Origin of the sequence: Hydrogenophaga sp. UC242_53 (genome assembly GCF_042696965.1) — a bacterium.
Classification (GTDB): Bacteria; Pseudomonadota; Gammaproteobacteria; order Burkholderiales; family Burkholderiaceae_C; genus Hydrogenophaga.
This window is the reverse complement of the sequence record NZ_CP170552.1, coordinates 1,515,716-1,539,836: the sequence shown is the minus strand read 5'-3', so window position 1 is coordinate 1,539,836 and position 24,121 is coordinate 1,515,716. Positions and strand designations below refer to the sequence as shown.

General features: G+C 67.4%; 16 protein-coding genes, 1 tRNA gene, 4 pseudogenes and 1 riboswitch. Of the genes and pseudogenes, 10 read left to right on the top strand and 11 right to left on the bottom strand.

The features are described 5' to 3' along the window. Nucleotides 1-175: 175 nt before the first annotated feature. The 9 genes and pseudogenes from ACFJI0_RS07900 to cysS form a co-directional block, all read right to left on the bottom strand. The gene (locus ACFJI0_RS07900) at nucleotides 176-841 is read right to left on the bottom strand and encodes a hypothetical protein (protein ID WP_382325931.1); all 666 of its coding nucleotides are present in this window, start codon (nucleotides 839-841) and stop codon (nucleotides 176-178) included. Nucleotides 842-1,217: 376 nt separating this feature from the next. Continuing rightward, nucleotides 1,218-1,898 (bottom strand): annotated as a pseudogene (locus tag ACFJI0_RS07895) (tetratricopeptide repeat protein); the annotation flags it as partial. 151 nt (nucleotides 1,899-2,049) lie between these two features. Beyond that, nucleotides 2,050-2,142: transfer RNA gene (locus ACFJI0_RS07890), tRNA-Ser, on the bottom strand. A 53-nt stretch (nucleotides 2,143-2,195) separates the two neighbouring features. Continuing rightward, on the bottom strand, nucleotides 2,196-2,318 hold the full coding sequence (locus ACFJI0_RS07885; protein WP_382325570.1) for an ACT domain-containing protein: 123 nt from the start codon (nucleotides 2,316-2,318) through the stop codon (nucleotides 2,196-2,198). 91 nt (nucleotides 2,319-2,409) lie between these two features. Further along, nucleotides 2,410-3,264 (bottom strand): annotated as a pseudogene (locus tag ACFJI0_RS07880) (aspartate kinase); the annotation flags it as partial. After that, nucleotides 3,186-4,550 carry a tRNA lysidine(34) synthetase TilS gene (gene tilS / locus ACFJI0_RS07875; protein ID WP_382324121.1) on the bottom strand — a complete coding sequence of 455 codons (1,365 nt, stop codon included), beginning with the start codon at nucleotides 4,548-4,550 and terminating at the stop codon, nucleotides 3,186-3,188. The gene tilS and the pseudogene ACFJI0_RS07880, both read right to left, overlap by 79 nt. Nucleotide 4,551: 1 nt before the next feature. Beyond that, nucleotides 4,552-5,538, bottom strand: coding sequence for an acetyl-CoA carboxylase carboxyltransferase subunit alpha (locus ACFJI0_RS07870; protein ID WP_382324119.1), 987 nt, complete (start codon nucleotides 5,536-5,538; stop codon nucleotides 4,552-4,554). A gap of 52 nt (nucleotides 5,539-5,590) precedes the next feature. Beyond that, a complete protein-coding gene (locus tag ACFJI0_RS07865) occupies nucleotides 5,591-6,169 on the bottom strand; it encodes a DNA-3-methyladenine glycosylase family protein (RefSeq protein ID WP_382324117.1) in 579 nt (192 codons plus the stop codon). Between the two features lie 72 nt (nucleotides 6,170-6,241). Next, the gene (gene cysS, locus ACFJI0_RS07860; RefSeq protein WP_382324115.1) at nucleotides 6,242-7,627 is read right to left on the bottom strand and encodes a cysteine--tRNA ligase; all 1,386 of its coding nucleotides are present in this window, start codon (nucleotides 7,625-7,627) and stop codon (nucleotides 6,242-6,244) included. A 341-nt stretch (nucleotides 7,628-7,968) separates the two neighbouring features. Between cysS and ACFJI0_RS07855 the strand changes: the two genes are divergently transcribed. The 6 genes from ACFJI0_RS07855 (at nucleotide 7,969) to ACFJI0_RS07830 (ending at nucleotide 13,322) form a co-directional block, all read left to right on the top strand. Continuing rightward, a complete protein-coding gene (locus ACFJI0_RS07855) occupies nucleotides 7,969-9,006 on the top strand; it encodes a tetratricopeptide repeat protein (RefSeq protein ID WP_382324113.1) in 1,038 nt (345 codons plus the stop codon). A gap of 83 nt (nucleotides 9,007-9,089) precedes the next feature. Further along, a complete protein-coding gene (locus ACFJI0_RS07850) occupies nucleotides 9,090-10,490 on the top strand; it encodes a murein L,D-transpeptidase family protein (RefSeq protein WP_382324111.1) in 1,401 nt (466 codons plus the stop codon). Then, complete coding sequence (locus ACFJI0_RS07845; protein ID WP_291112228.1) at nucleotides 10,490-11,092, top strand: peptidylprolyl isomerase; 603 nt, start codon at nucleotides 10,490-10,492, stop codon at nucleotides 11,090-11,092. The genes ACFJI0_RS07850 and ACFJI0_RS07845 overlap by 1 nt, the downstream gene beginning before the upstream one ends. A 24-nt stretch (nucleotides 11,093-11,116) precedes the next feature. Next, nucleotides 11,117-11,602 carry a peptidylprolyl isomerase gene (locus ACFJI0_RS07840; protein WP_382325568.1) on the top strand — a complete coding sequence of 162 codons (486 nt, stop codon included), beginning with the start codon at nucleotides 11,117-11,119 and terminating at the stop codon, nucleotides 11,600-11,602. Between the two features lie 30 nt (nucleotides 11,603-11,632). Next, a complete protein-coding gene (locus ACFJI0_RS07835; RefSeq protein WP_382324109.1) occupies nucleotides 11,633-12,451 on the top strand; it encodes a UDP-2,3-diacylglucosamine diphosphatase in 819 nt (272 codons plus the stop codon). A gap of 22 nt (nucleotides 12,452-12,473) precedes the next feature. Then, the gene (locus ACFJI0_RS07830; protein WP_382324107.1) at nucleotides 12,474-13,322 is read left to right on the top strand and encodes a zinc-dependent peptidase; all 849 of its coding nucleotides are present in this window, start codon (nucleotides 12,474-12,476) and stop codon (nucleotides 13,320-13,322) included. A 3-nt stretch (nucleotides 13,323-13,325) separates the two neighbouring features. Here the strand turns inward: ACFJI0_RS07830 and ACFJI0_RS07825 are convergent. Together ACFJI0_RS07825 and ACFJI0_RS07820 are read right to left on the bottom strand one after the other, a co-directional pair. Next, nucleotides 13,326-16,059: pseudogene (locus ACFJI0_RS07825) on the bottom strand (DUF349 domain-containing protein). 112 nt (nucleotides 16,060-16,171) lie between these two features. Then, nucleotides 16,172-19,858, bottom strand: coding sequence for a DUF748 domain-containing protein (locus ACFJI0_RS07820; protein WP_382324105.1), 3,687 nt, complete (start codon nucleotides 19,856-19,858; stop codon nucleotides 16,172-16,174). 709 nt (nucleotides 19,859-20,567) lie between these two features. Between ACFJI0_RS07820 and ACFJI0_RS07815 the strand changes: the two genes are divergently transcribed. From ACFJI0_RS07815 to ACFJI0_RS07800, 4 genes and pseudogenes are all read left to right on the top strand, one after another. Then, nucleotides 20,568-21,464, top strand: coding sequence for a transglycosylase SLT domain-containing protein (locus tag ACFJI0_RS07815; RefSeq protein ID WP_382324103.1), 897 nt, complete (start codon nucleotides 20,568-20,570; stop codon nucleotides 21,462-21,464). Nucleotides 21,465-21,498: 34 nt separating this feature from the next. Continuing rightward, nucleotides 21,499-21,670: riboswitch (ZMP/ZTP riboswitch) on the top strand. Nucleotides 21,671-21,706: 36 nt separating this feature from the next. Further along, nucleotides 21,707-22,951, top strand: coding sequence for a serine hydroxymethyltransferase (gene glyA, locus ACFJI0_RS07810; RefSeq protein WP_382324101.1), 1,245 nt, complete (start codon nucleotides 21,707-21,709; stop codon nucleotides 22,949-22,951). Nucleotides 22,952-22,985: 34 nt separating this feature from the next. Beyond that, nucleotides 22,986-23,436, top strand: a pseudogene (nrdR, locus tag ACFJI0_RS07805) (transcriptional regulator NrdR). Nucleotides 23,437-23,586: 150 nt separating this feature from the next. After that, the gene (locus ACFJI0_RS07800) at nucleotides 23,587-24,114 is read left to right on the top strand and encodes a GspH/FimT family pseudopilin (RefSeq protein ID WP_382325566.1); all 528 of its coding nucleotides are present in this window, start codon (nucleotides 23,587-23,589) and stop codon (nucleotides 24,112-24,114) included. Nucleotides 24,115-24,121: the final 7 nt, after the last annotated feature.

Here is a 24,121-nt window from a genome sequence, read left to right as displayed (position 1 = left end):
AAGGCCACGGCCGTGGCGCACGCTCACGCCGTGGTCGAACGCGAGCCGCGCGGCGACGTGGTTGGCGCCCATCATGAATGCGATGAGCAACAGGGTGGCGAAGGCGGCGCGGCTCAGGGCCGCAGGGGAATGGGCGGAGGACGTCATGCCTCGATTGTCGGTCAGGCCTTGCTTGCTATCGCAACTGCTGGCCGAACAGGTAGGTCATGTTGACCCGCCGGGCTTCGTAGCGGTCCACGAAGCGAATGGTGTCGGTCTCGTGGAACAGCGCCGAGTTGAACAGCACCGCGCGGTTGCAGCGGTGCGGCACCGTCACGCAACCCGCCTTGTGTTGCGCCAGGAACTCGTAGATGCGGGCACTGTCTGCGTTGTACTGCTCGAAGGTCCAGTCGGCCGGCGCCGGCACGTCGTAGACCTTGAGGCCGCCGCTCTCGGGATCGAGGTTGTGTTCGCTCGGTGCGATCCAGAAGTTCAGGTTGACCTTGGCGAAGTCGGCGTGCACGTTGATGCCGCGCGTCACGGCCGGCTCGTACTTGAAACCCCAGAGCTGGGTCAGCAGGTAGTCCTTGAACACACGCGGCATGCGCTGCTTGAGCTCGCGCGCGAGCTGCAGGTGCAGCGGGCTGTTGAAGCCCCGGTTGGCGAAGGCCCCCAGGTAGCTGTTGGCGTACTCGCCGTGCCACACGCGCGAGGCGTGGGCAAAGTCCTGAAAGGCCTTGAGCGCCGGCTCGGACAGGAAGTGGTCGATGGTCAGGATTTCGGGCGTGCCCGCAAGGTAGGCCTCTTCCAGCGCGAGCCAGTCGTTCTCCGAGTTGAGCACGTCGGGCATGGCATCGGGCATGGCATGCAGCCAGGGCGTGCGCCAGAAATTCCTGCAGGCTCGACAGCTCCTTGGCCGAGGCGCGCAGCGTGCCGCCGGGCGGCCAATCTTTCGCCTGTTGCAGCAGCGCGCTGCCGGTCTTGAGAAATGGCGCCAGGCCGGGCACAGCGTGGCCGTGCGCCTGCAGCCACTGCGCCTGCTGCACATCGTGTTTGAGGCGGAAGGCACTGAGCGCCAGACCCGCGTGCCGCAAGGCCGGCGCGCGGTACACGCTCTGAAGGAACACCTCGAGGCTCCTGCGGCCGGCGGCGATGACGCGGGGCGTGTCCACGCTGTCGCTGAGCACCGTGGCCGCCAGGTTGGTGTGCGCCTGGACCATGGCCGGATCCAGCGCGATGGCCTTCTCGCAACTGGCGACGGCCTCGGGGATGCGGCCCAGTTGCTTGAGCGCATTGCCGCGCTCCACCCAGGCCTGGGCGTGTTTCGGGTGCGCCTCGGTGGCGCGCTCGGCGCGGGCCAGGGCCTCGTCGTACCGGGCCAGTTCGTTGAGCGCGTTGCTGAGGTTGCACAGCACCACGGGGTTGTCGGACTCGACCGCCAGCGCCCGCTCGTAGCTGCTCAGCGCCTCCGGCTGGCGCCCCAGGCGTTGCAACACATTGCCCTGGTTGCACAGCAGCGCGGTGTGCGCCGGATGGGCCTGCAAGGCCCGTTCGAAGCAGGCCAGGGCCTCGGGCAACTGCTGCAGCTTCTTGTGCAACAGACCGAGGTTGATCGCGATGTCCGCATCGTCGGGCAGCAGCGCCCGCGCCTGCTCATACGTGGCCAGCGCCTCGGTGTCACGGCCCAGCTGCTGCAGCGTGAACGCCAGGTTGTTCAGCGCATCGGCATTCTGCGGCGAGGACTGCACGGCACGGCCGAAATAGCCCGCTGCGCGTTCAGGATGGCCGGCCTGCGACTCCAGCAGGCCCAGGTGGTACAGCACCGCGAATTCGGTCGGGAACTGCTTGAGCACGCCTTCGTACAGCGAACGGGCCGCGTCCAGCAGGCCTTGCGAGTGGTAGTGCACCGCCAGCTGCATCTGCTGGGCGGGCGCGAGGGAAGCGTTCATCGCGGCTCCTTGACGATCAAAACGGCCACGGCCGCCACGCGGCGGGACGTGAAAAAGCCCCACGGCCATGGGCGGTGGGGCTTGGTGTTCAGAAGCCCGCGTCTGGGGCGCCTGGCATAACTGGCGGAGCGAGAGGGATTCGAACCCTCGATGAGGCTCTACACCCCATACTCCCTTAGCAGGGGAGCACCTTCGGCCACTCGGTCATCGCTCCGGAAGCTGCGTATTATGCCTCAACTCGGGAGGCATTTCCCTCTGGTGGAGGGTTCAACCGGTGATGGTGTCGGCGGTCTGGTCGAGATCGAACTCGCGGTGCAGCGAACGCACGGCCAGCTCCATGTATTTCTCGTCGATGACCACCGAGGTCTTGATCTCGGAGGTGGAGATCATCTGGATGTTGATGCCCTCCACGCTCAGGCACTTGAACATGCGGCTGGCGCACGCCGACGTGGCTGCGCATGCCGATGCCGACGATGCTCACCTTGCAGATGCGTGCATCGCCCACCACCTCGGCCGCACCCAGCGCGGGCACGACCTTGGTCTTGAGCAGGTCCAGCGTCTTCTGGAATTCGTTGCGGTGCACCGTGAAGCTGAAGTCGGTCTTGCCGTCCTTGCTCAGGTTCTGGATGATCACATCGACCTCGATGTTGGCATCGGCCACAGCACCCAGGATCTGGTAGGCGATGCCGGGGGTGTCGGGCACGCCGAGCACCGAAATCTTGGCTTCGTCGCGGTTGAAGGCAATGCCGGAAACGACGGCTTGTTCCATGTCTTCGTCTTCCTCAAAAGTGATCAGGGTGCCGGAGGCGGCTTCTTCATTCAGGTCGATGTCCCAGGGCGTGAAGCTGGAGAGCACGCGCAAGGGCACTTTGTACTTGCCGGCGAATTCCACCGAACGGATCTGCAGCACCTTGCTGCCCATGCTGGCCATCTCCAGCATTTCCTCGAAGCTCACGCGCTGGAGGCGACGTGCTTCGGGCACCACGCGCGGGTCGGTCGTGTACACGCCGTCCACGTCGGTGTAGATCAGGCACTCGGCCGCCTTGAGCGCCGCGGCCACGGCCACGGCAGAGGTATCGCTGCCGCCACGGCCCAGCGTGGTGATGTGGCCTTCGGGGTCCACGCCCTGGAAACCGGTGACGATGACCACCTTGCTGGCGGCCAGGTCGGCGCGGATGCGCGCGTCGTCGATCGACTCGATGCGCGCCTTGGTGAAGGAGCTGTTGGTCTTGATCGGCACCTGCCAGCCGGCGTAGCTCACCGAGCCAACGCCCTCGGCCTGCAGCGCGATCGCCAGCAGGGCCGACGAGGCCTGCTCGCCGGTGGCGGCGAGCATGTCGAGTTCGCGGTTGTAGGCGCTGTCGGTCTTGCCCGGGGCCAGCTCCTTGCCAGACCGAGCAGGCGGTTGGTTTCACCGCTCATGGCGCTGGGCACCACGACGAGCTGGTGGCCGGCACGGTGCCATTTGGCGACGCGTCGGGCCACATTGCGGATGCGCTCGGTCGACCCCATGGAGGTGCCGCCGTACTTGTGAACTATCAAGGCCATCGGGAGGGATTGGATTGGGTTGATTGCGGCCGCGCAACCGGTGTTCCACGCGGCATGCCAGGCCCCAAAGGGCCGTTCAGGGCAACCGGGAATTATATCGGCGCCACGAAAACGCAGATCCCCACCCTCGCGAGTGACCAAGCCGCTGCGCACCTTGAGGCGGATGCGGTGGCCGCGCGTGGTGCAGGCCGCGATCTGATCGAGCAGTTCGTCCAGCTGGGCCGCGCTGGCCGCCACGTTCGCTTCGGCGCGCAACCAGTGGCGAAGCACGTTGGCCTGGCGATCGCGCGACAGCGACTGCAGCCCCGCGATCGCGGGAGGCGTGCCCACCTGTGCGAGATCGATGCGGGCCAGGTCGTCGAGCAGCCGCTGCCCCTGGGCGGCGTGGGCCGCGCTGCGCGCAAGCATGGGCCGAAAGCCGGGAAAACAGGCCTCCCACGCGGGCATCAGCACCGCACGGATGCGGTTGCGCGTGAAGCGCTGGTCGGCGTTGCTGGGATCGTCCACAAAGGCGTGACCAGTGGACGCCAGCCAGGCGCGCAAGGCGGTGGACGGCACGTCGAGCAAGGGCCGGCCAAACACCTGACCATGGCGTTCGAAGCGCTCGCCCATGGCAGCCAGCCCCGGCAGGCCCGCACCGCGGCTGAGCGCGAGCAGGACGGTTTCGGCCTGGTCGTCCGCGTGCTGGCCCAGCAGCACACAGGCCGCACCGGCCTCTTCGGCCATGCGCGCCAGGGCGGTGTAACGGGCTTGGCGGGCGGCGTCTTCCGGGCTATCGCCCGGCGCATGCGCAGCCCGCACACGCTCGGCGCGCAAGACGATGCCGTGCAGAGCGCAGAACGCCTGGGCGTGGTTCTGAAAGGAGTCGGCCGCCGCCTGCAAACCGTGATTCACATGCAAGGCGATCACTTGGCCCGGCCAACGCCGATGCGCCGCAAGCAACAAGGCCGTGGAATCGGCACCGGCACTGAAGGCCACCGCCATGGGCCCGGCTGGCTGCAGGAAGCCCCAGCGCTCGCACCACGCGGCCAACGCCCGATCGCAGGGGTTGGCCGGGGTTGGCGAGGCATTCACCTCAGCGCTTGTCCTTGCTCTCGGCCTTGGTGTCGGTGAAGCGGCCGTAGCTGTTGAGGCGCGCGTAGCGCCGATCGAGCAGCTCCTTGGCCTTGAGGTCCGTCACCTGGCGCCAGGCGTCGCCCAGGGCGCGCTTGAGGAAGGCGGCCATCTGCTTGTGGTCGCGGTGCGCGCCACCCACGGGCTCGTTGACGATCTTGTCCACCAGGCCCAGCGCCTTGAGGCGGTGCGCGGTGATGCCCAGGGCATCGGCGGCATCGCTGGCGCGGTCGCTGGTCTTCCAGAGGATGGAGGCGCAACCTTCGGGGCTGATGACCGAGTACACCGAGTACTGCAGCATGAGCACCTGGTCGGCCACCGAAATGGCCAGCGCGCCGCCCGAGCCGCCTTCACCAATGATGGTGGAGATGATGGGCACTTCCAGCTGCGCCATCTCGAAGATGTTGCGGCCGATCGCTTCGGACTGGCCGCGCTCTTCGGCATCGATGCCGGGGTAGGCGCCGGGCGTGTCCACGAAGGTGAAGACCGGCAGCTTGAACTTCTCGGCCAGCTTCATCAGGCGCAGGGCCTTGCGATAGCCTTCGGGCTTGGTCATGCCGAAGTTGCGCAGGCCGCGCTCTTTCGTGTCGCGCCCCTTCTGGTGGCCCAGCACCATGCAGGGCTGGCCGTTGAAGCGCGCCAGACCGCCCACGATGCTCAGGTCGTCCGAGAAGTGCCGATCGCCATGCAACTCCTGGAAGTGCGTGAAGATCTCGCGCACGTAGTCCAGCGTATAGGGGCGGTCGGCGTGGCGGGCGATCTTGGTGATCTGCCACGGCGTGAGGTTGCTGTAGATGTCCTTGGTGAGCTGCAGGCTCTTGCCAGCCAGCTGTTCAATCTCTTCGGAGATGTCCACCGCGGATTCGGTCTGCACATAACGCAGTTCTTCGATCTTGGTTTCGAGCTCGGCAATCGGTTGCTCGAAATCGAGAAAATTCTTTTTGGCCAAGGTGTGCTCCTTTGGTCTTGTTTGCCACGACGTCCCGGCGAAGCCGGTGCGCTCAGTAACTGACCGGCAGCGGATCGAGCGACCGCCAAATATACCAAGTTGCCACGCTGCAGAACGGTGCCCAGGAGTTCGCAACCTCCCGGATCTCGCTGCGGCTGACCGGTTCACCCGAAAAATACGCCAGGCTGATGCCATTCTGCAAACCAAGGTCGTCCAGGGGTAGTACGTTGGGCCGCATCAGGTGGAAGATCAGGAACATCTCGGCCGTCCATCGGCCAATGCCACGAATGGCCACCAGCTCGGCAATGATGGCCTCGTCGTCCATGTCGGCCCATTGGCTGACGTGGACTTGGTCGTTGGCGAAGTGCAGGGCAAGGTCCACCAGGTACTCGACCTTGCGGGCCGACAGGCCGGCCGCGCGCATGTCGTCCACCTTCAGCTTGAGCACCTGGGCGGGCACCATCTTCCGTGGCAATTGCTCGAAACGGTCCCAGACCGACTGGGCCGCCTTCACCGAGATCTGCTGGCCGACGATGCTGCGCGCCAGCGTGACGAAGGCATCTCCGCGCGACTGCAGGCAGGCACCCCCATGCTGGGGGATCAGCTTCTTCATCACCCGGTCGCGCTTCATGAGATGGCGACAGGCATCCACCCAATAGCCGGGCGCCTCCGTGTTGAGCTCGGGCAGGACGGTGGTGGCGCATCAGTTGCGCTCCCAGGTGGTGCCCGTGGGGCTGTCCTTGAGCACGATGCCCTGGTCCAGCAGCTGCTGCCGGATGCGATCGGCCCCAGCGAAATCCTTGGCCTGCTTGGCCGCGCTGCGTTGGGCGATCAGGTCCAGAATGGCCGCCTCGTCCAGCCCGCCTTCGGCCCCACCGCCCTGCAGGTAGGTGGCCGGGTCGGCCTGCAGCAGGCCCAGCGTGGCGCCCAGGGCGCGCAGCAGCCCGGCCAATGCCGCGTCCTTGCTCCGGTTGACTTCACCCGCCAGTTCGAACAACACGGCAACGGCCTCGGGCGTGCCGAAGTCCTCGTCCATGGCCGCGCGGAAGCGCTGAGCGTGCGGTTGGGACCAGTCGATCTGCGTCGAAGCCGCCGGCGGCACGTGCGACAGCGCGGTGTACAGGCGCTTGAGCGCACCCCGGGCGTCGTCCAGGTGGGCATCGCTGTAGTTCAACGCGCTGCGGTAGTGCGCCCTCAGGATGAAGAAGCGCACGGTCTCGGGGTCGTACTTCGCCAGCACCTCGCGGATGGTGAAGAAGTTGCCCAGGCTCTTGGACATCTTCTCGTTGTCGACCCGCACGAAGCCGTTGTGCACCCAGAAGCGCGCCAGCGGTTTGCCGGTGGCGCCTTCGCTCTGCGCGATCTCGTTCTCGTGGTGCGGGAACTGCAGGTCGGCACCACCGCCGTGGATGTCGAAGGTCTCGCCCAGGGTGCTGCAGCTCATGGCCGAGCACTCGATGTGCCAGCCCGGCCGGCCCGCGCCATAGGCGCTGTCCCACTTGGCTTCGGCTGGTTCGTCGGGTTTGGCCGATTTCCAGAGCACGAAGTCCAGCGGGTCGTTCTTGTCGCTGTCCACCGCCACGCGCTCGCCCGCGCGCAGGTCGTCGAGCGATTTGCCGGAGAGCTTGCCGTAGCCAGGGAACTTGCGCACCGCGTAGTTCACATCACCGTTGTCGGCCTGGTACGCCAGGCCCTTGCGTTGCAAGGTGTTGATCAGCGACAGCATCTGCGGCACGTACTCGGTGGCCCGGGGTTCGAGGCTGGGCGGTTCAATGCCCAGTGCGCCGATGTCCTGGTGCATGGCGGCGGTCATCTCGTCGGTCAACGCGCGCAGCGTGATGCCGCGCTCGAGCGCGCGCTTGATGATCTTGTCGTCGATGTCGGTGATGTTGCGCACGTAGGTGACGCGCAGGCCGCTGACCTTGAGCCAGCGCTGCACCACATCGAAGGCCATCATCATGCGGGCGTGGCCGATGTGGCACAGGTCGTAGATCGTCATGCCGCAGACGTACATGCGCACATGCCCAGGCTCAATGGGCTGGAAGTCCTCCAGTCGGCGCGACAAGGTGTTGTAGATTTTCAGGGTCATGGAACGGGAACGGGAACGGGATTCCGGAGGGCAGCCGGAGGGTGAAAAACGGGGCTTCCACAGGCCGTGCGTGGCACCATCCGAAGAGCGGGCCCGTCGGCGTTCCATGCGGTCTGGCGCAACCGTCGGAACGGGACCCCTCAGATACAATCCATCGGTGTCAGTATATCCAGCCCGGTGACACTCCACAGCACGCCGCCGGGCATTCGATCAACGTGTCACTGGCCCCTTCATGAGAGGGAGCCCAGGTTTGTTTTCGAGGTGCCATGTCTCGCCACGTTCCATCACACCCCCACTGCAGCGGCCCATCCTCCCCCATCATCACCAGAAACGGTTTTTCCATGCGACTGCGCCAACTGGCCCTCGTGGCCCTGACCGCCGCCAGCCTCGGCACCTCGCTGGCCTGGGCGCAAGGCGACGACTATGCCGAGGTCAACCGGCTGGTGCGCGCCGGCCAGCTCAACGAAGCCCTGGTCAAGGTGGACCAATACCTGGTGGGCAAGCCACGCGATCCGCAGATGCGTTTCCTCAAGGGTGTGATCCAGACCGAGAGCGGCAAGTCGACGGACGCAATTGCCACCTTCGCCAAGCTCACGGAAGACTACCCGGAGCTGCCCGAGCCCTACAACAACCTGGCGGTGCTGTACGCCGGCCAGAGCCAGTTCGACAAGGCCCGCGCCGCGCTCGAAATGGCGATCCGCACCAACCCGAGCTACGCCACCGCCCACGAAAACCTGGGCGACGTCTATGCCAAGCTGGCCAGCCAGGCCTACAGCAAGGCGCTGCAACTCGATTCGAACAACCCCGCTGTCGCACCCAAGCTGAGCCTGATCCGCAACCTGTTCGCGGCCGATCCGCGCGGTGCCCGCCCGGCCACCTCCGTCGCCGCCGCGCCCCCGACGGCCGCACCGGCTCCATCGGCTCCATCGGCTCCGGTGCGCACACCTCCCGCCGCGAAGCCTCCTGTCGCGGCTGCGCCGGCCCCTGCGGCCCCTGCGGCGCCCGCCGCTCCGGCAGCGCCCGCCCCGGCCGCCGCCGATGCCCAGGTTGACGTGGAAGCGGCTGTGGCAGCCTGGGCCAAGGCTTGGTCCTCGAAGAACGTGTCCGCCTACCTGGGTGCCTACGGCCCGGCGTTCACGCCACCGGGCGGCCAGTCGCGCGCCGCCTGGGAGGCCGAGCGCCGCTCGCGCATCGAACCCCGCTCGCGCATCGGCGTCGGCATCAACGACCTCAACGTCACGGTCAACGGCGACCGCGCTTCGGCGCGCTTTCGCCAGGACTACACCTCCGACAACCTGAACGTCACCAGCCGCAAGACGCTGGATCTGGTCAAGAGCGGCAACCGCTGGCTGATCGTTCGGGAATCCACGGGCTCTTGATGGTCAGTCGGCGGTTCGCGCAACGGGGCCATGCCAGCCTCACGACCGAGCTGCTGGGGCCGGGGCCGAACAACGCTCAACGCGTGACACCGAGACATCGCACGCTCGTGGTCGCCACGGCCGTGGCGGTGGCCGCCCTGCTCGCTCTGTCGCTGCACAAGCGCCAGGCGGCCGACGCCAACACCGTCGCCGAGCCGGTCAGCGAGGCCCCTGCCGTCTCACTGATCAACAGCGCCCTCACCCGCGTGCAGGATGCCGTTCAGGGAACGGCCAGTCCGCCCTCCTCGGGTCTGACGCCCGTGAGCCTCACAGGCGAACAGCTCCAGCACGTCAAGCCCATGATGGGCCGGGCCGAGGCCCGTCTGATCGAGATCTATCAGCTCATCGGGAACGCGCAACACCGGGAGGCCCTGAAACAGGCCGAGAGCCTGGTGCGCGACCACCCCAACTTCCAGCTGGCCCACCTTGTGCACGGCGACCTGCTCAGCCAGCAGACCCGCCCGGTGCGCCGGCTCGGCGACGTGCCCGACACGCAGGCCTTGGCCGCGTCGGCACAGCTCAGCGCCCTGCGCGAGGAGTCGCGCCGCCGGCTGCTGGCGCTGACCGAGCGCCCGCCCGAAGGGGCCGTGCCAACGCAGTTCCTCACCCTCGCCCCACAGAGCCGCCACGCGATCGCGATCGACGCCTCGCGCTCCCGCCTCTACCTGTTCGAAAACCTGAACCCGGCCCGTGGCAGCGCCAGCGAAGCCGATCGCGCGCCGCGCCTGAAGCTGCTGGGCGATTTCTACATCTCGGTCGGCCTCTCGGGCATCGAGAAGACCGCGGAGGGCGACAAGCGCACCCCCCTGGGCGTCTACTACATCACCAGCACCCTCAACCCGGCGGACCTGCCCGACCTGTATGGCGTGGGTGCCTTGCCGATCAACTACCCCAATGCGCTCGATGTGCAGCGCGGCAAGACCGGTAGCGGCATCTGGCTGCACGGCACGCCCACCGAGCAGTTCGTGCGCGCGCCGCAAGCGTCCGACGGCTGTGTGGTGCTGTCCAACCCCGACCTGCAGCGCCTGCTGGGCACGGTGCAGATCCGCACCACGCCGGTGGTGATCGCGCCCTCGCTGCAATGGGTGCAGCCCGAAACCCTGGCCAGCGAGCGGACGCAGTTCGAAGCCGTGCTGGAAGCCTGGCGGCAGACCCGCAGTGCGGGCCACCTCGCCGAACTCAAAACGTTTTATTCCAACCGGTTCATGAACCAGGGCCGCGATCTGGCCCAATGGTGGCCCCGCGTCGAAAGCGAGCTGCGGGCCAATGGCTCGCGCGAGCTGCAGATGAAAGACCTGTCGGTGCTGCGCTGGCGCGACCAGGACGACACCATGGTCGTCACCTTCGGTGAAGTCGCCGCAGGCCAGAGCCGGGGAGTGACCAAGCGCCAGTACTGGGTGCGCGAGCAAGACCGCTGGACCATCTTTTTTGAAGGAACGATCTGATGACACTGTCCTCTTTGCCCCTGCGCCGACGCGCGGCCCTCTGGCTCACGGCCCTGGCGGCCGGCGCCGCCCTGCTGCCTCTGGCCGCCCAGGCCCAGGCCACCGCCGCGCCCCGCGTGAAACTGGCCACATCCCAGGGCGACATCGTGGTCGAGCTGTACCCCGACAAGGCCCCGAAAACGGTGGAGAACTTCCTGCAGTACGTGCGCGACCAGCACTACGACGGCACGGTGTTCCACCGCGTGATGAGCAACTTCATGATCCAGGGCGGCGGTTTCACGCCCGACCTGCAGCAAAAGCCCACCAAGGCGCCGATTCCGCTGGAAGCCACCAACGGCCTGAAGAACGACCGCGGTGCCATCGCGATGGCACGCACCTCCAACCCCAATTCGGCCACGTCGCAGTTCTTCATCAACACCGTGAACAACCCGAACCTGAACGCCCCCAGCCCCGACGGCTACGGTTACACCGTCTTCGGCAAGGTCGTGGCGGGGCTGGATGTCGTGGACAAGATCCGCGCCGTGCCCGTCGGCGACCAGGGCATGCACCAGAACGTGCCCAAAACCCCCATCACCATCCTCAAAGCCACCCTGGAGAAATGACCATCGGCCAACCCCCAAGTCGAACTGCACATTGCCGGATACGGCGTCGTCACGCTGGAACTCGACGCTGAAAAAGCACCGCTGTCCACCAGCAACTTCCTGGCCTATGTGAACAAGGGCCACTACAACAACACCGTGTTCCACCGCGTCATCCCCGGCTTCATGGTGCAAGGCGGCGGCTTCGAACCCGGCATGACCCAGAAGCCCACCGACGCCCCCATTTCCAACGAGGCCAACAACGGCCTGAAGAACGACACCTACACCGTGGCCATGGCGCGCACCAGCGACCCGCACTCGGCCACCGCGCAGTTCTTCATCAACGTGTCGAACAACGGCTTCCTGAACCACACCGCGCCCAGCGCACAGGGCTGGGGCTACGCCGTCTTCGGCAAGGTGGTCTCGGGCAGCGAGATCGTGAAGAAGATCGAGGGCACGCCCACCGGCCGCAAGGGCTTCCACGACGACGTGCCCAAGGACGACGTCGTGATCGAAAAGGCCGTCGCGCTCTGATCGCCAGGGGCGGCAACGCCCCTGCTCCGCATGACCGCCCAACCCGTCGACCGCTTCGCCGAATGCATCGCTCCCGCGAACTGGCAAGCGGTCGATGTCATTTCAGACCTGCATCTGCAGGCCGGTGAGCCCGAGACCTTCGAGGCGTGGGCCGCCTACCTGCGCCGCCCCGCGCACGAGCGCGCCGACGCGCTGTTCATCCTGGGCGATCTGTTCGAGGTGTGGGTCGGCGACGACGTGCTCTCCACCCACACATCCCCGTCGGCCGATCACGCGTTCTGGCGCGCCTGTGCCGAGGCCTTGCAGGCCTACAGCGCGCACGCACCGGTCTACTTCATGCGCGGCAACCGCGACTTCCTCCTGGGACCGGCCGGACTCGACGCCTGCGGCATGCAAGGCCTGAGCGATCCCACCGTGCTGGTCTTTCTGGACCAGCGCTGGCTGCTCAGCCATGGCGACGCCCTGTGCCTGGCCGACACCGACTACATGCGCTTTCGTGCCGAGGTGCGCGAGCCCGCCTGGCAACACCGCTTTCTGGCACAACCCCTGGCCCAACGCGAAGCGATCGCGCGCGAGCTGCGCGCCCAGAGCGAGGCGCGCAAGCGCAGCACCGGCAACGACCCCAGCCTCTGGGCCGACGTGGACACCCAGGCCGCCAAGGCCTGGCTGCGGCACGCCGAGGCCCACACGCTGATCCATCGCCACACGCACCGGCCCGCGACCCACGACCTGGGTGACGGCCTTCAACGCGTCGTGCTCAGCGACTGGGAGCTGAGCGCGCAGCCGGCCCGCGCCGAGGTGTTGCGGCTGGACGCGAAGGGCCTGCACCGCCGGCCCTTGCGACCCTGAGCCACCGCCGCCTTCCTCCTCCATGATCCACCTGCTCCAACGCTGGCTGCCCCGCGCGCTGCGCCGCCCCACCTCCATCCCGGATGCCCTTTGGCGCCAGACCGTGGCGCACCACCCCTTTCTGGCGGCACTCGATGGGCCCGAGCTGCAGCGCCTTCGCCTGCTCTGCACGCACTTCCTGATGGAGAAGGAGTTCCACGGCGCCAACGGCCTGGCCGTGACGGACGCCATGGCGCTGGCCATCGCGGCGCAGGCCTGCCTGCCGCTGCTCCACATGCATGGCGTGTCAGGCGAACCGGTGCGCGACCCGCTCAAGCTGTTGGACTGGTACGGCGACTTCGTCGGCATCGTCGTGCAACCCGGCGCCGTGGTGGCGCGGCGCAAGACCACCGACGGCGCGGGCGTGGTGCACCATTACGACGAGGTCCTGGCCGGTGAAGCCATGGACCGGGGCCCCCTCATGCTCAGCTGGGAGGACGTCGCCCACGCTGGCGAGCGCGCGCAACACGGACACAACGTGGTGATCCACGAGTTCGTGCACAAGATGGACATGCACGACATGCAGATGGGCGAAGCGCCCGACGGGGCCCCGCCCCTCCCCTCGGGCTTCCTGGGTGCGCGCCAGCGCAGCGAGGCGCGCGCGATCTGGCAACGCACCATGCAGGACAGCTTCGAGCGTTTTCGCGAAGCGGTGGCGATGGCCGAGCGCTTCGGCGGCGAGCCGCCCTGGCTGGACGACTACGCCGCGAAGGACGCGGCCGAGTTCTTCGCCGTGACCTGCGAGGCCTACTTCGTCAACCGGCCACGTTTCGAGACCGAGTTCCCCGAGCTGATGCCGCTGTACGACGGCTTCTTCCGCCCGGGGCGTTGACGCTCAACGCTTGAGGAGCGCCTTCAGCACGTTCTGCAGGCGGCGCTCTGCCGTGGCATCGAAGCTCGAGCCCAACACCGCGGCCACATCCTCCGCCCAGGTGTCGACCGGTGCGGCGGCGTGGCGGCGCGTGAGCAATTGCAGTTGCAACATGCGGCGCTCGCTCAGGTGCTCGGCCGGCGTGGGCACTTCGGCGGCCATTTCCAGGCGCAGCAAGGTTTCACCCGGCAAGGGGGCCGCCGGCTTGGACACCGCCGACGCCCACGCACCGCGCTGGGCCGTGCTCACCCGCGGGCCCAGGGCCTGCGCGGTGGGCAGTTGCTCGGCATCGCGCTGCTGCCAGGCCGTCATGAGCTGCGTGAGCACCTCGCCGTGGGCCTGGGCCGCGAGCTTGCGCAGGCTGGACTGAGCCGCCTCGATCGCCTGGCGCTGCGCGCGGAACGCCGCATCGCCCAGCCTTGGGCCGCGCGGCTCGCGCTCTTCACGCCAGGACGGTGCGCCCGGTCCACGGGCATCGCGTCCACCGCGCGCATCGGGGCGACCCGGTGCACCGTCGCGCCGCCCCTCCGGGCGATCGCCGCGGCGACCATCGCGGCCGGCCGGCTCGGCTTTCTTCATACCGGGTCGGTCGTCACCCCGCACCGCCACCAGCTTCTTCGGCGGCGCGGCGGGTTTGGCAGGTGCAGGTGCCGTCGGCGCCGAGGCCTCGGCCTCCTCGGTGGCGGAGGCCTCTTCTGCGGCATCGGCAGGCGCCGCTTCGGCAGCGGATGCGGCTGGCTCGACGGATGCCGGCGCGGCCACAGTTGCTGGCGCAGGCGCGGGGGCCTGACCCGCCAGGGCCGCTTCCAGCTCGTTCATGGCCGCGCGGATGCGCTGCGCGTCGCCACTGGCGCTCGCCGCTTCCAGCGCGCGCGAGGCGTCAAGCACGCGCTGGTCGTGTGCGTTCAGGGCCGTGGCGGCCTTCTCACGCTCGGTGCTCTTGCGGGCGAAGGCCTCGTCGATCGGCTGGCGGAAGGCTTCCCACAGTTTCTGTTCGTGCTTGCGCTCCAGCGGCACGGCATGGGCTTCGGCCTGCCAACGTTGCTGCAGGGCCTTGACCGCATCGATGCGCAGCATGGGCGCCGCGCCCAGGGCGGTGGCTTCTTCGATCAGCGCCTTGCGCCGGGCGGTGCTCTCGGCCTGCGCCGTCTCCAGGCGCTCGTGCGCCTTGTGCATGGCGTCTTTCCAGACCGGCTGGATGTCGGCAAACGCCTTCTCGCTCAGGTGGCCGGCTTCGCGCCAGCGCTCGGAGAACGCATGCAGTTCACGCACCTGGGCTTTCCAGTCGCTGCTGTCGGCGTGCGCCAGCGTCCAGGCCTTGAGTTCTTCGATGATGGCCAGGCGCTGCGCCTTGTGCGCCTCGCTCTGCTGGCGCACCTGCGCCAGCCAGGTCTCGACCACCTTGTGCGCCTCGGTGCAGGCTTCGTCGAAGCGCTTCCACAGCGCATGGTTGGGTTGGCCGCCCTGGTCGGTGGTCTTCCACTGGTCGCGCAGGCTGCGCAGGGTTTCCTGCATCTTGCGCCCGCCCAGGCGTTGACCCTCGGGGGCTTGCAGCAAGGCCTCTGCCTTCGCCGACGAGTTCTTCGCGCAGCTGGTCGGCGCGCCAGCGCTGCCAGCCTTCAAGTTCACCGGCCTGCCCCAAAGCCGCCTGGGCGCGCGCATCGAGCGCGGCCGGGACCAGCCGGCCATGGCTCTTGAGCAGGCCGCGCACGTCGGCCGCCGCCTTGGGCGTGGCCTTGCCGTGCCCTTCGGCGAGCTCGCGCTCGAGCACGCTCAGCGCCTGTTCGAGTTCGGCCGCCACGCGGGCGCGTTTTTCCTGCTGGGCCTGCGTGTCCTGCGGTGCCTTGTCGGCCAGGGCGCTCACGTCCTGGCCCCGCGCGGCGCGCAGCTCGTCGGCCCACACGGGCACGGCGGGCAATGGCGCCTGGGGGTTGGCATCGGCCGCCACGGTCTGTGTCAGCGCGGCTTCGAAGGCGTCCCACACCAGTTGCAGCTGCTGGCGCGAGGCGTCGAGCATGGGCGGGAACTTCACGTCCACGCTGGGCCATTGGGGGTCTTGCGCCAAGGCGCTCGCCTGCTGCTGCCACTGGGCCACATCGGTGCGCAGCGTCTCGGCAATCTGCTGGGCGTCGCGCCAGGGTTTGGTGGACAGCACCTCGATGCGCTGCGCGATCAGCACGGCGGCCTCACGTTCGACCTGCACCCGGTGCTGCAGATCTTCGATGGCCTTGACGCGCTCGGCCAGCGCCTGGCGCAAGGTGGCCAGCGGCTCGCGCGACAGCGGTGCGCCTGCGCGTGCCGCATCGCGTTGCCAGGCCAGTGCGTCGGCCAGGTTCAGGCGCGGCTGGTCGATCAGGCCCTGGGCCTTCTGCGCCCACTCCACCGACATCTGTTCCTGCGACTTCTGGCGCTTGAGTTCGTCGAGCTTTTCCTTCAAGGGCTTGGCGGCTCCGCGGTCGCGGTGCGAGAGCTCCTTGAACACTTCGTTCATCTGCTCGAGCGCGGGACCGGTGGCCAGCCAGTCGCGGATGCGCGCAGCGCGCTCACCCGACGTCGGCGCGGAGAACGCACCACCGGTGACGGCATCCAGGGGGTGGGCGGCGTTGGGGCTGGCCGGCTTGGGGGAGGTGGGCGTGTTCACGGCAGACTCGGAAGCGTTGGACGAAGACGGGGCTTTGCGCAGGGAAAACAGCGACATGAAGTGGGGGGCTCAATCGATTCGGTTGTCGGCACCACGACGGCGCGACCAAGGCGTATTGTCGCCGCAGTTGGCGCGCGCCCGCCTCCCCCTGCGCGCGCACGCGGAATGCTCAGCGCGGCGCCAGCTTGAGTTCGGCCTGCGGGCGCCACTTCTCACCCTGGCGGCCCAGTTGGGGCGCGCCCAGGAACATGCGGTCTTCCGGCAACTGCCGGCCTGCAAGGTAGTCCTTGACGACCACGCCGCGCGCCACCGCGAGTTCGCGGATGGCATCCGACGTGACCGGTATGGACGCCAGCAGCAAGGCTTCCATCTCGGCCTGCGGGATGTCCTTGGCCAGGCCGACCAGGTTGCGGGGTTTCGGGATGTCGGTCCGCCGGTACACCTCCTTGAGCAGGGCCGGGTACTCGGCGGGCGTCATCGCAAGCGTGTCGCTGATGGCGGCGCCATCCCGTGCCAATTGGCGGCGTTTCTCGGCCAACACACGCTCGTCCAGCCGGGCACGCTGGTAACCGCTGCGCTCGGCCTCCAGGTCGCCATGTCCCACCACGGTGATCTGCAGAGTCGGCCGATCGGCCAGGGCCTTGGCCACAGCGTCCAGCCGCTGCCTGGCCTCACCGTCCAGTGCCTTGCTGCCCGGTGTGAAGACCACCTGGCTCATTTCCTCCCCGCCCCCGCCGAAGGCCCCGGCGATCAGGGAGAACGGTGAGGTGATGGCCTTGCCGATCAGATTGAAGATGAGCCGGAAGATGAGGGGCGCCAGCTTGAACTGCGGGTCGTTGAGCGAGCCGCTGACCGGCAGGTTGATGTCGATCACCCCGTTGCGGTCGGCCAGCAAGGCCACTGCCAGCTTCACCGGCAGGTTGGGCGCCTCGCTCCCGGCCACGCGGTCGCCGAAACTGAGCTGGTTGAGGATGATCTGGTTGCTGGCCGTCAGCTGGCCGTTGGGCTCGATCTTGTAGGCCACGTCCATGCTGAGCTTGCCGCGCTCGATGCCATAGCCGGCGTACTTCACGGTGTAAGGCGACAGCGGCGGCAACTCCAGGTTGCGCACCAGCGCGCGGATGTCGAGTGCCAGTGGCTGGGCCAGCGGGTTGAGCTTGCCATCGATCTCCAGCGCCGCCGTGCCCTCGGCGCGCCCGCGCAATGTCAGGTCGGCCATCTGTGGCGCGCCGCCCGGCGGCACGCTGGCGAAAGCGCTCAGGCTGCCGGTGAGTTCACTGAGGTTGGCGGAATAGTTGGGCTTGATGAAACGGTCGGAGAACAGCACGCGGCCATTGACCAGACTGATCGGTCCGAAACGGATGTCCGGGTCGGGCACGGCGCTCGCGTTTGCAGGAGACGGCGGTGGCGGAGTGGTGGCCGCCGGCGCGGCGGCGCCCGTGGGTGCGGGAGCCGCTTCATCGTGCTTCACGAGGCCTTGCAGGTTGATGCGCCCCGCCTCGTCGATGATCACGCGGGCAAAGTAGTCGCTGAGCACGGTCTCCTGCACCGCCACCCGGGTGACCTGTCCGGGCGCCATGGCGAGCCGCAGACCCCGCACCTGCAGGGACTTCCAGGCCAGCAGCTCTTCGGCGGGCGACAGCGTGTTGGCGGCGAAATCGTCCAGCCCCACGTTGCCGGCGACCGTCAACCGCAAACCCGCCGGGGGCAATGCCGCCTCGACCGTGCCACGGTAGCTGGTGTCCGCGCGCAGCAAGTCCAGGTTCAGGCGGTCGCCGAAATACGGCTCCAGGGCATGCAGCGGCAGCTTGTCCGCTTGCACCTTCAGCTGGGTGCGCAGGCTGTCGGCGTCGCGCTCGCCCTTGCCGGGCAGGCGCAGCGCGCCGTCGAGGGCGAGCCGGCCGGGCTCGGCGCGGTTGCCTCGCGCCGCGCCCATGCGCAGCTGCAGCGAGACCGGCATGTCGGGCTGGCTGCGAGCCATGGGCTGCAGGTTCTTGACCTGCATCTTGATCTGACTGAGGTCGAGCCTGACCGGGCGCGCCAGCGCGAGGTCTTCGAGCGCGACGGCACCCGCATCGATCTGCACGTCGGCCAGCGTCAGCTGCCACGGGGAGGGCTCGGCCGGTTTCGACGGGGGTGCTGCAGCGGGCGCCTCCGATGCCTTCATCCAGCCATCCACCATCCAGCGCCCCGCCTTGTCGCGCTGCGCGCGCACCTGTGGCCGATCAAGCACGACCTTGCCCACGGCCACGGTGCTGCTGGCCAGATCCACGCGCGCGTCCTGCACCTGGAGGCGGCGCAGGCTGACCTGTGGCTGACGAGCCGTCCCCAGGTGCACCTCGCTCAGCTCGAGCCGGGAAGCGTTGACCAGCAGCCCCATGGGCTGATCGGCCTTGGCCGCCCGCCATTCCACATCGAGGTCGGCGGCGAGCCGCCCGTCGAGTTCGTGCGTCAGCACGCCGGCGGCGTAGGGCGCGAACGTCGACAAGGGCAGTTCGCCCACCGAGACCTTCGCCTTGGCCTCGGCGTCGGTGGCCGTACCCTTGAGCGACAGCGGCGTCTGGCCCAGGCGCGCGGACACCTCGAAGGGCACCGGTGCCTGCATCGGCCAACTCAGCGCCTGGGCCTGCACGCTCAAGGCCTCCAGCGCCAGCTGAGCGGCCGGCTTGGTGCCGGCATCGCGCCATCGCACGGTACCGCCCTCCAGGTTCAGGCGCGCCACACTCACTTTCCACGGCGAGGCGGGCGCGGTGGATGCGCCCGGTGCCACGGGCGCAGGGGCGGGAGGAGATGCAGCACGTCGGGACTGGTCGGCCCAGGCTTGCGCCGCACGTTGCAAGTTGAGCAACCCAGCCGCATCGCGCGAGATCGACACTGTGGGCGACGTCCAGTCAATGGCGGCCAGATCCACCTGACCCGCCAGCGGCTCCACCCGATTGAGCGTCACGCCCAGGCGTTCCCAGGCCAGCAGTTCGGCCGTGGTGGACGGCCCGGTTCGCTCAACGACGCGCAGATCCGACAGGGCAGCCGTGCCGGAGAGGGAGAGGCGCGGCGTGTCCTGCTGTTCGAATGCCAGCTTGAGCGCGAGCTGGAGCACACCGGCTTCGGGCTTGACGGGCCAAGTCGCCGGCCAGTAGGGCAGGTAAGGCGCGAGATCCAGGGTGGGAATGTCCACGCTGGCATCGGTGTCCCGGGTCTGGGCGAACGGCGTGGTGCTGGCGCTCGAATCGAAAGCGCTCCCATTGAGCACGAAAGCCAGCTTGGGCTGGGTCACCACATCCCGTCGGGACGGCAGGTTGCTCAGGAAGGGCACGCCCACCGACAAGCCGCTCAGCTGGTGCGTAACGCCCACGCTGTCGTCGACGAACGTGAGTTCGCCCCCGGACAGGTTGATGTTGAACAGGGCGAACTGCGCTGTGTCGGACGGGGGCTCATCGTCTTTCGGGCGCAAGCGCTGCAGCACGTCGTCCACGTCGTACCGCCCTTCACCCAGGTGGCGCAGCTTCAACTTGGGCTGCTCCAGCACCAGGGCATCGAGCACCGGCGCGAGCCGAAACAGCGACTGCAGCTCGGCGTTGGCATAGAGGCGATCCAGCGTGAACTGCTCGCCCTCGCCTGTGGCATCGGCCACGCGCAACCCCTCGATCGCCACTTCCAGCGACCACGGCTGGAAATCAACCCGTTCCACCGTCACCTGGCGTCCCAGCGCGGCCGTGGCCTGCTTCGCCAATTGCCATTTCAGCAAGGGCGGCATGCCCATCCAGGTCACCAGCCAGAGCAGAAGGAGCCCCAGCAGACCCAGCATCAGGCGCCGAGCCCACCGACCTTGGGACCACTGGGGAAAAAAGCTGTTCATTCGTGCGTTCGCTAACCAACGGATGCACGAGTGTCGTCGAACTGAGGGGATGCGGCAGCGCACACCTATATAGAGTCCCCCAGAAACAAGAAACCCCGGCAAGCAGGGCCTGCCGGGGTTGACGGCGGGCTAGATGCTCATGCCGTCGGTTTTGGCGGAGGGAGTTGGATGTCTCTCCAGCCTGGAAGCAACAGATTGCTCCCGTTGGAAGCTGACTTGCGGTTCGCCGCGTCGTCAGCTGATGCCAGTCTTCAGACAGGCCACTGCAGGTTACTCCCCTTGCCGCCTCGGATCAAGGCCGCATGGCCCGTTCTTCATGCAGATTTTCAATCGCGCCCGAAACGACCATTTGACGACCCCAAAATCACGTTTTGGAACATGAAAGGTGGTCACTGCCCGACAAACGGTCGTCGGCGCGACATTTACCCGCAAGCCTTGCAGGCTCAAGGCTTCCCGCTAGCAAAGCCCTTTTGCTTACGTTTACTCACACCTGTTTATATCAAAAAGTAGGCTTGAATCGATTCATAAACATTGACTCGATATTAATAAGCCCATAGGATGCGCCAGCTTTGCCCGCCGAAGGGTAAACCCGAACCGCTACCACCCAGGCTAACTCGACCGCTCCACCCTCTGGATAGGGCCGTCGATGGCGACCAATCCAGTCGGCCCAGCTCCCACGAGCGAGGCCGGCGCAGAAAGGAGCGATGACATGACCGCGCAAGACGCAACGCCACCCAAGAGCACCTCAGGTGCCGTGGCATCCTTCAAAACCGCTGTTGGCGACGCCTACCAGGGCTTCTTCGACATCACCCACAACAGCTTGGCCCTGCTGGGCACCCTGGCGGCCGTGGCACTGATCACCCTGAGTGCCCGTGCGGATCTGCGCGCCAGCGCAGAAGAGCAACTGCTCGGCTGGCTGCTGGAACGCCAGGAAGCCGCCAGCGTGGATGCGGTGTACGCCGCCGAGCCCAGCGCGGTCGACCGCGTGACCGCTGCTCAACCCGGCGACCTGCCCAAGCAGCAGGCCAATGTGACCTACTGGCTCAGCCGCAAGTACCGCGTGGCGCCCGAGCCCCTGAGCGCGCTGGTGGCGGAGGCCTTCGAGGTGGGCGAGAAAGCCAAACTCGATCCCACGCTCATCCTGGCCGTGATGGCGATCGAGTCCCGCTTCAATCCGTTTGCGCAGAGCCCGGTGGGCGCGCAAGGCCTGATGCAAGTGCTGACCCGCGTTCATACCGACAAGTACAACGACTTCGGCGGGCAGCTGGCCGCGTTCGATCCGGTGTCCAACCTCCGGGTGGGGGCGCGCGTGCTGCAGGACGCGGTCAAGCGCGCCGGCTCGGTCGAGGGTGGTTTGCGCCTGTACGTCGGTGCGGTGACCACGGACGGCAACTGGTACATCGACAAGGTGATGGCCGAGCACATGCGGATCCAGAGCGTGGCGCTGGGCAAGCCGATGCAGCGCTATGTGCCGCAAGCGCGCCCGACCACGGTGGTGGCGCCCGTCACACCGGCCCCGGTGGCCGCCCCGGCAGCCGAAATCGAGGCCGAGGGCCCGGCCGCGCCGAACGCCCTCCCCCCTGGCGCGCCGCTCACCCGTTCCTGACCTCGCCAACCGGCCTCTCGGCCTCGGCTAAACTAGCCGGGTACGCAACTGGCGATAGGCGCGCACCCCGACACATCTGCGTCGGCGGCTGCCGCTGACGTGGCCCCCCTGCCCGATCTGTGATCGTCTTCAGGGACAACCACTGGGAAGCGTACCGCCCGGCCTCAAGGGGTTCGGGTGTTCAGCCGTTCGCCTGGGCAGCCCTTGTCACCGCGCAAGGTTCCACGTCTTGAAGGACTGCCATGTACGACCGCAACATCCTCATCCAGCAAACCGACCCCGAGCTGTTTGCCGCCATCCAGGCCGAGAACGCCCGCCAGGAACACCACATCGAGCTGATCGCCAGCGAGAACTACGCCTCGCCGGCCGTGATGGCCGCACAAGGCACGCAACTCACGAACAAGTACGCCGAAGGCTATCCCGGCAAGCGCTATTACGGCGGCTGCGAGTACGTGGACGTGGCCGAGCAGCTCGCAATCGACCGCGTCAAGCAGCTCTTCGGCGCCGAAGCCGCCAACGTGCAGCCGCACTGCGGCGCCTCCGCCAACGAAGCCGTCTTTCTGGCCTTCCTCAAGCCCGGCGACACCATCATGGGCATGAGCCTGGCCGAAGGCGGCCACCTCACCCACGGCATGGCGCTCAACATGAGCGGCAAATGGTTCAACGTGGTCTCCTACGGTCTCAACGACAAGGAAGAGATCGACTACGACGCCATGGAGCGCAAGGCACACGAGACCAAGCCCAAGCTGATCATCGCGGGCGCCTCGGCCTACAGCCTGCGCATCGACTTCGAGCGCTTCGCCAATGTCGCCAGGGACGTCGGCGCCATCTTCATGGTGGACATGGCCCACTACGCCGGCCTGATCGCCGCGGGTGTCTACCCCAACCCGGTTCCCCACGCCGATGTGGTGACCTCCACCACCCACAAGAGCCTGCGCGGCCCGCGCGGCGGCATCATCCTGATGAAGGCCCAACACGAAAAGGCCCTCAACAGCGCGATCTTCCCGGGCCTGCAGGGTGGCCCGCTGATGCACGTCATCGCGGCCAAGGCCGTTGCTTTCAAGGAAGCGCTTTCACCCGATTTCACCGCCTACCAGCAACAAGTGCTGACAAATGCCAGCATCGTCGCCGAAACACTGACCTCGCGTGGCCTGCGCATCGTCAGCGGCCGCACCGAGAGCCACGTGATGCTGGTCGATCTGCGCGCCAAGGGGATCACCGGCAAGGAAGCCGAAGCGGTGCTGGGCAGCGCGCACATGACGATCAACAAGAACGCCATCCCCAACGACCCGGAAAAGCCCATGGTCACCAGCGGCGTGCGCATTGGCACGCCGGCGATGACCACCCGGGGCTTCAAGGACGACGAAGCGCGACTGACCGCCAACCTGATTGCCGACGTGCTCGACAATCCGCGCGACCCGGCCAACATCGACGCCGTGCGCGCCAAGGTCAACGCCCTGACCGCCCGCTTCCCGGTCTACAAGTGATGTTCTCAGGCCGTACAACGGGAGTGCCCTCCGCATGAAATGCCCGTTCTGCGGCCATCTTGAAACCCAGGTGGTCGAAACCCGCGTCTCGGAAGACGCGGATTTCATCCGACGCCGCCGCCAGTGTTGCGCACTGCGAGAAGCGGTTCACCACCTACGAACGGCCGGAAGTGAGCTTCCCGGCCGTCGTCAAGAAGGACGGCCGCCGGGTGGACTACGTGCCGGCCAAGTTGCGGGCCTCGTTCGCGCTGGCCCTGCGCAAGCGGCCGGTCAGCACCGAACAGGTCGACGCGGCCATCGAGCGCATCGAGGAAAAGCTGCTGAACCTGGGTGCCCGCGAAGTGCCCGCCGCCCGACTGGGCGAGATGGTGATGCGGGAACTGAAGAAGCTCGACAAGGTGGCTTACATCCGGTTCGCCAGCGTGTACCGGAGCTTCGAGGACATCGACGAATTCAGGGCCTTGGTGGACGAAGTCCGGCGCTGAAAGTGCCCGACCTCACGGGGCAGAAATACCCCCGTTCCGCCCGTCGGACCATTCACTAGCCCGGTCGGCCCAGCCCGGACTCTGCGACTTCCATCGATAGAGTAAGCATATGTACATTGCTGCGGCGCCCAGAGAGCCACGCCTGCCCCCCTGCGGGCGGAAGGCGGCTTCACGATCATCGAGCTGATGGTCGTGGTCGCGCTCATCGCCATTCTGGCGGGCCTTGCTGCACCCAGCTTCACCGACCTGTTTCGCCGATTCCGGGTGGACTCGGTGCGAGAAACATTCACCTCTTCCGTGACACTGGCCCGGGAAGAGGCGATCCGGCTGGGTACGCCCGTGGTCATCCGGCGCATCACGGGCTGTGGCCTGGCCCTCGCGGACAACCAGGACTGGAGCTGCGGCTGGCGCGTGTTCGCGGATCTCGACGGCAACAACGCCATGAACGCAGCGGAAACCCCCACCCAGGAGGTGTCCTTGACGCCCGCCGTCACGGTCCGAAAAGGCAACAACACCAACCCCGAATTCATCGTGATCAACCGGTTTGGTCAGGTCACGCAGGTGGATCAGCGGTTCGAGGTTTTCCCGACGGGCATGGCGGCGGCCAATCGCCAGTTGATCTGCTTCACGGCGGGCACCCGCTTGCGCACGGTCAAGAACGCTTCCGCCTGCCCCTGACGACGGC

Excerpts from the sequence above, each read along its gene's own strand:
- ACFJI0_RS07900 (WP_382325931.1), bottom strand. The coding sequence starts at position 841 with ATGCCCGATGCCATGCCCGACGTGCTCAACTCGGAGAACGACTGGCTC.
- ACFJI0_RS07885 (WP_382325570.1), bottom strand. The coding sequence starts at position 2,318 with ATGATCTCCACCTCCGAGATCAAGACCTCGGTGGTCATCGACGAGAAA.
- ACFJI0_RS07865 (WP_382324117.1), bottom strand. The coding sequence starts at position 6,169 with ATGAAGCGCGACCGGGTGATGAAGAAGCTGATCCCCCAGCATGGGGGT.
- cysS (WP_382324115.1), bottom strand. The coding sequence starts at position 7,627 with ATGACCCTGAAAATCTACAACACCTTGTCGCGCCGACTGGAGGACTTC.
- ACFJI0_RS07855 (WP_382324113.1), top strand. The coding sequence starts at position 7,969 with ATGCGACTGCGCCAACTGGCCCTCGTGGCCCTGACCGCCGCCAGCCTC.
- ACFJI0_RS07845 (WP_291112228.1), top strand. The coding sequence starts at position 10,490 with ATGACACTGTCCTCTTTGCCCCTGCGCCGACGCGCGGCCCTCTGGCTC.
- ACFJI0_RS07835 (WP_382324109.1), top strand. The coding sequence starts at position 11,633 with ATGACCGCCCAACCCGTCGACCGCTTCGCCGAATGCATCGCTCCCGCG.
- ACFJI0_RS07830 (WP_382324107.1), top strand. The coding sequence starts at position 12,474 with ATGATCCACCTGCTCCAACGCTGGCTGCCCCGCGCGCTGCGCCGCCCC.
- ACFJI0_RS07820 (WP_382324105.1), bottom strand. The coding sequence starts at position 19,858 with ATGAACAGCTTTTTTCCCCAGTGGTCCCAAGGTCGGTGGGCTCGGCGC.
- ACFJI0_RS07815 (WP_382324103.1), top strand. The coding sequence starts at position 20,568 with ATGACCGCGCAAGACGCAACGCCACCCAAGAGCACCTCAGGTGCCGTG.
- glyA (WP_382324101.1), top strand. The coding sequence starts at position 21,707 with ATGTACGACCGCAACATCCTCATCCAGCAAACCGACCCCGAGCTGTTT.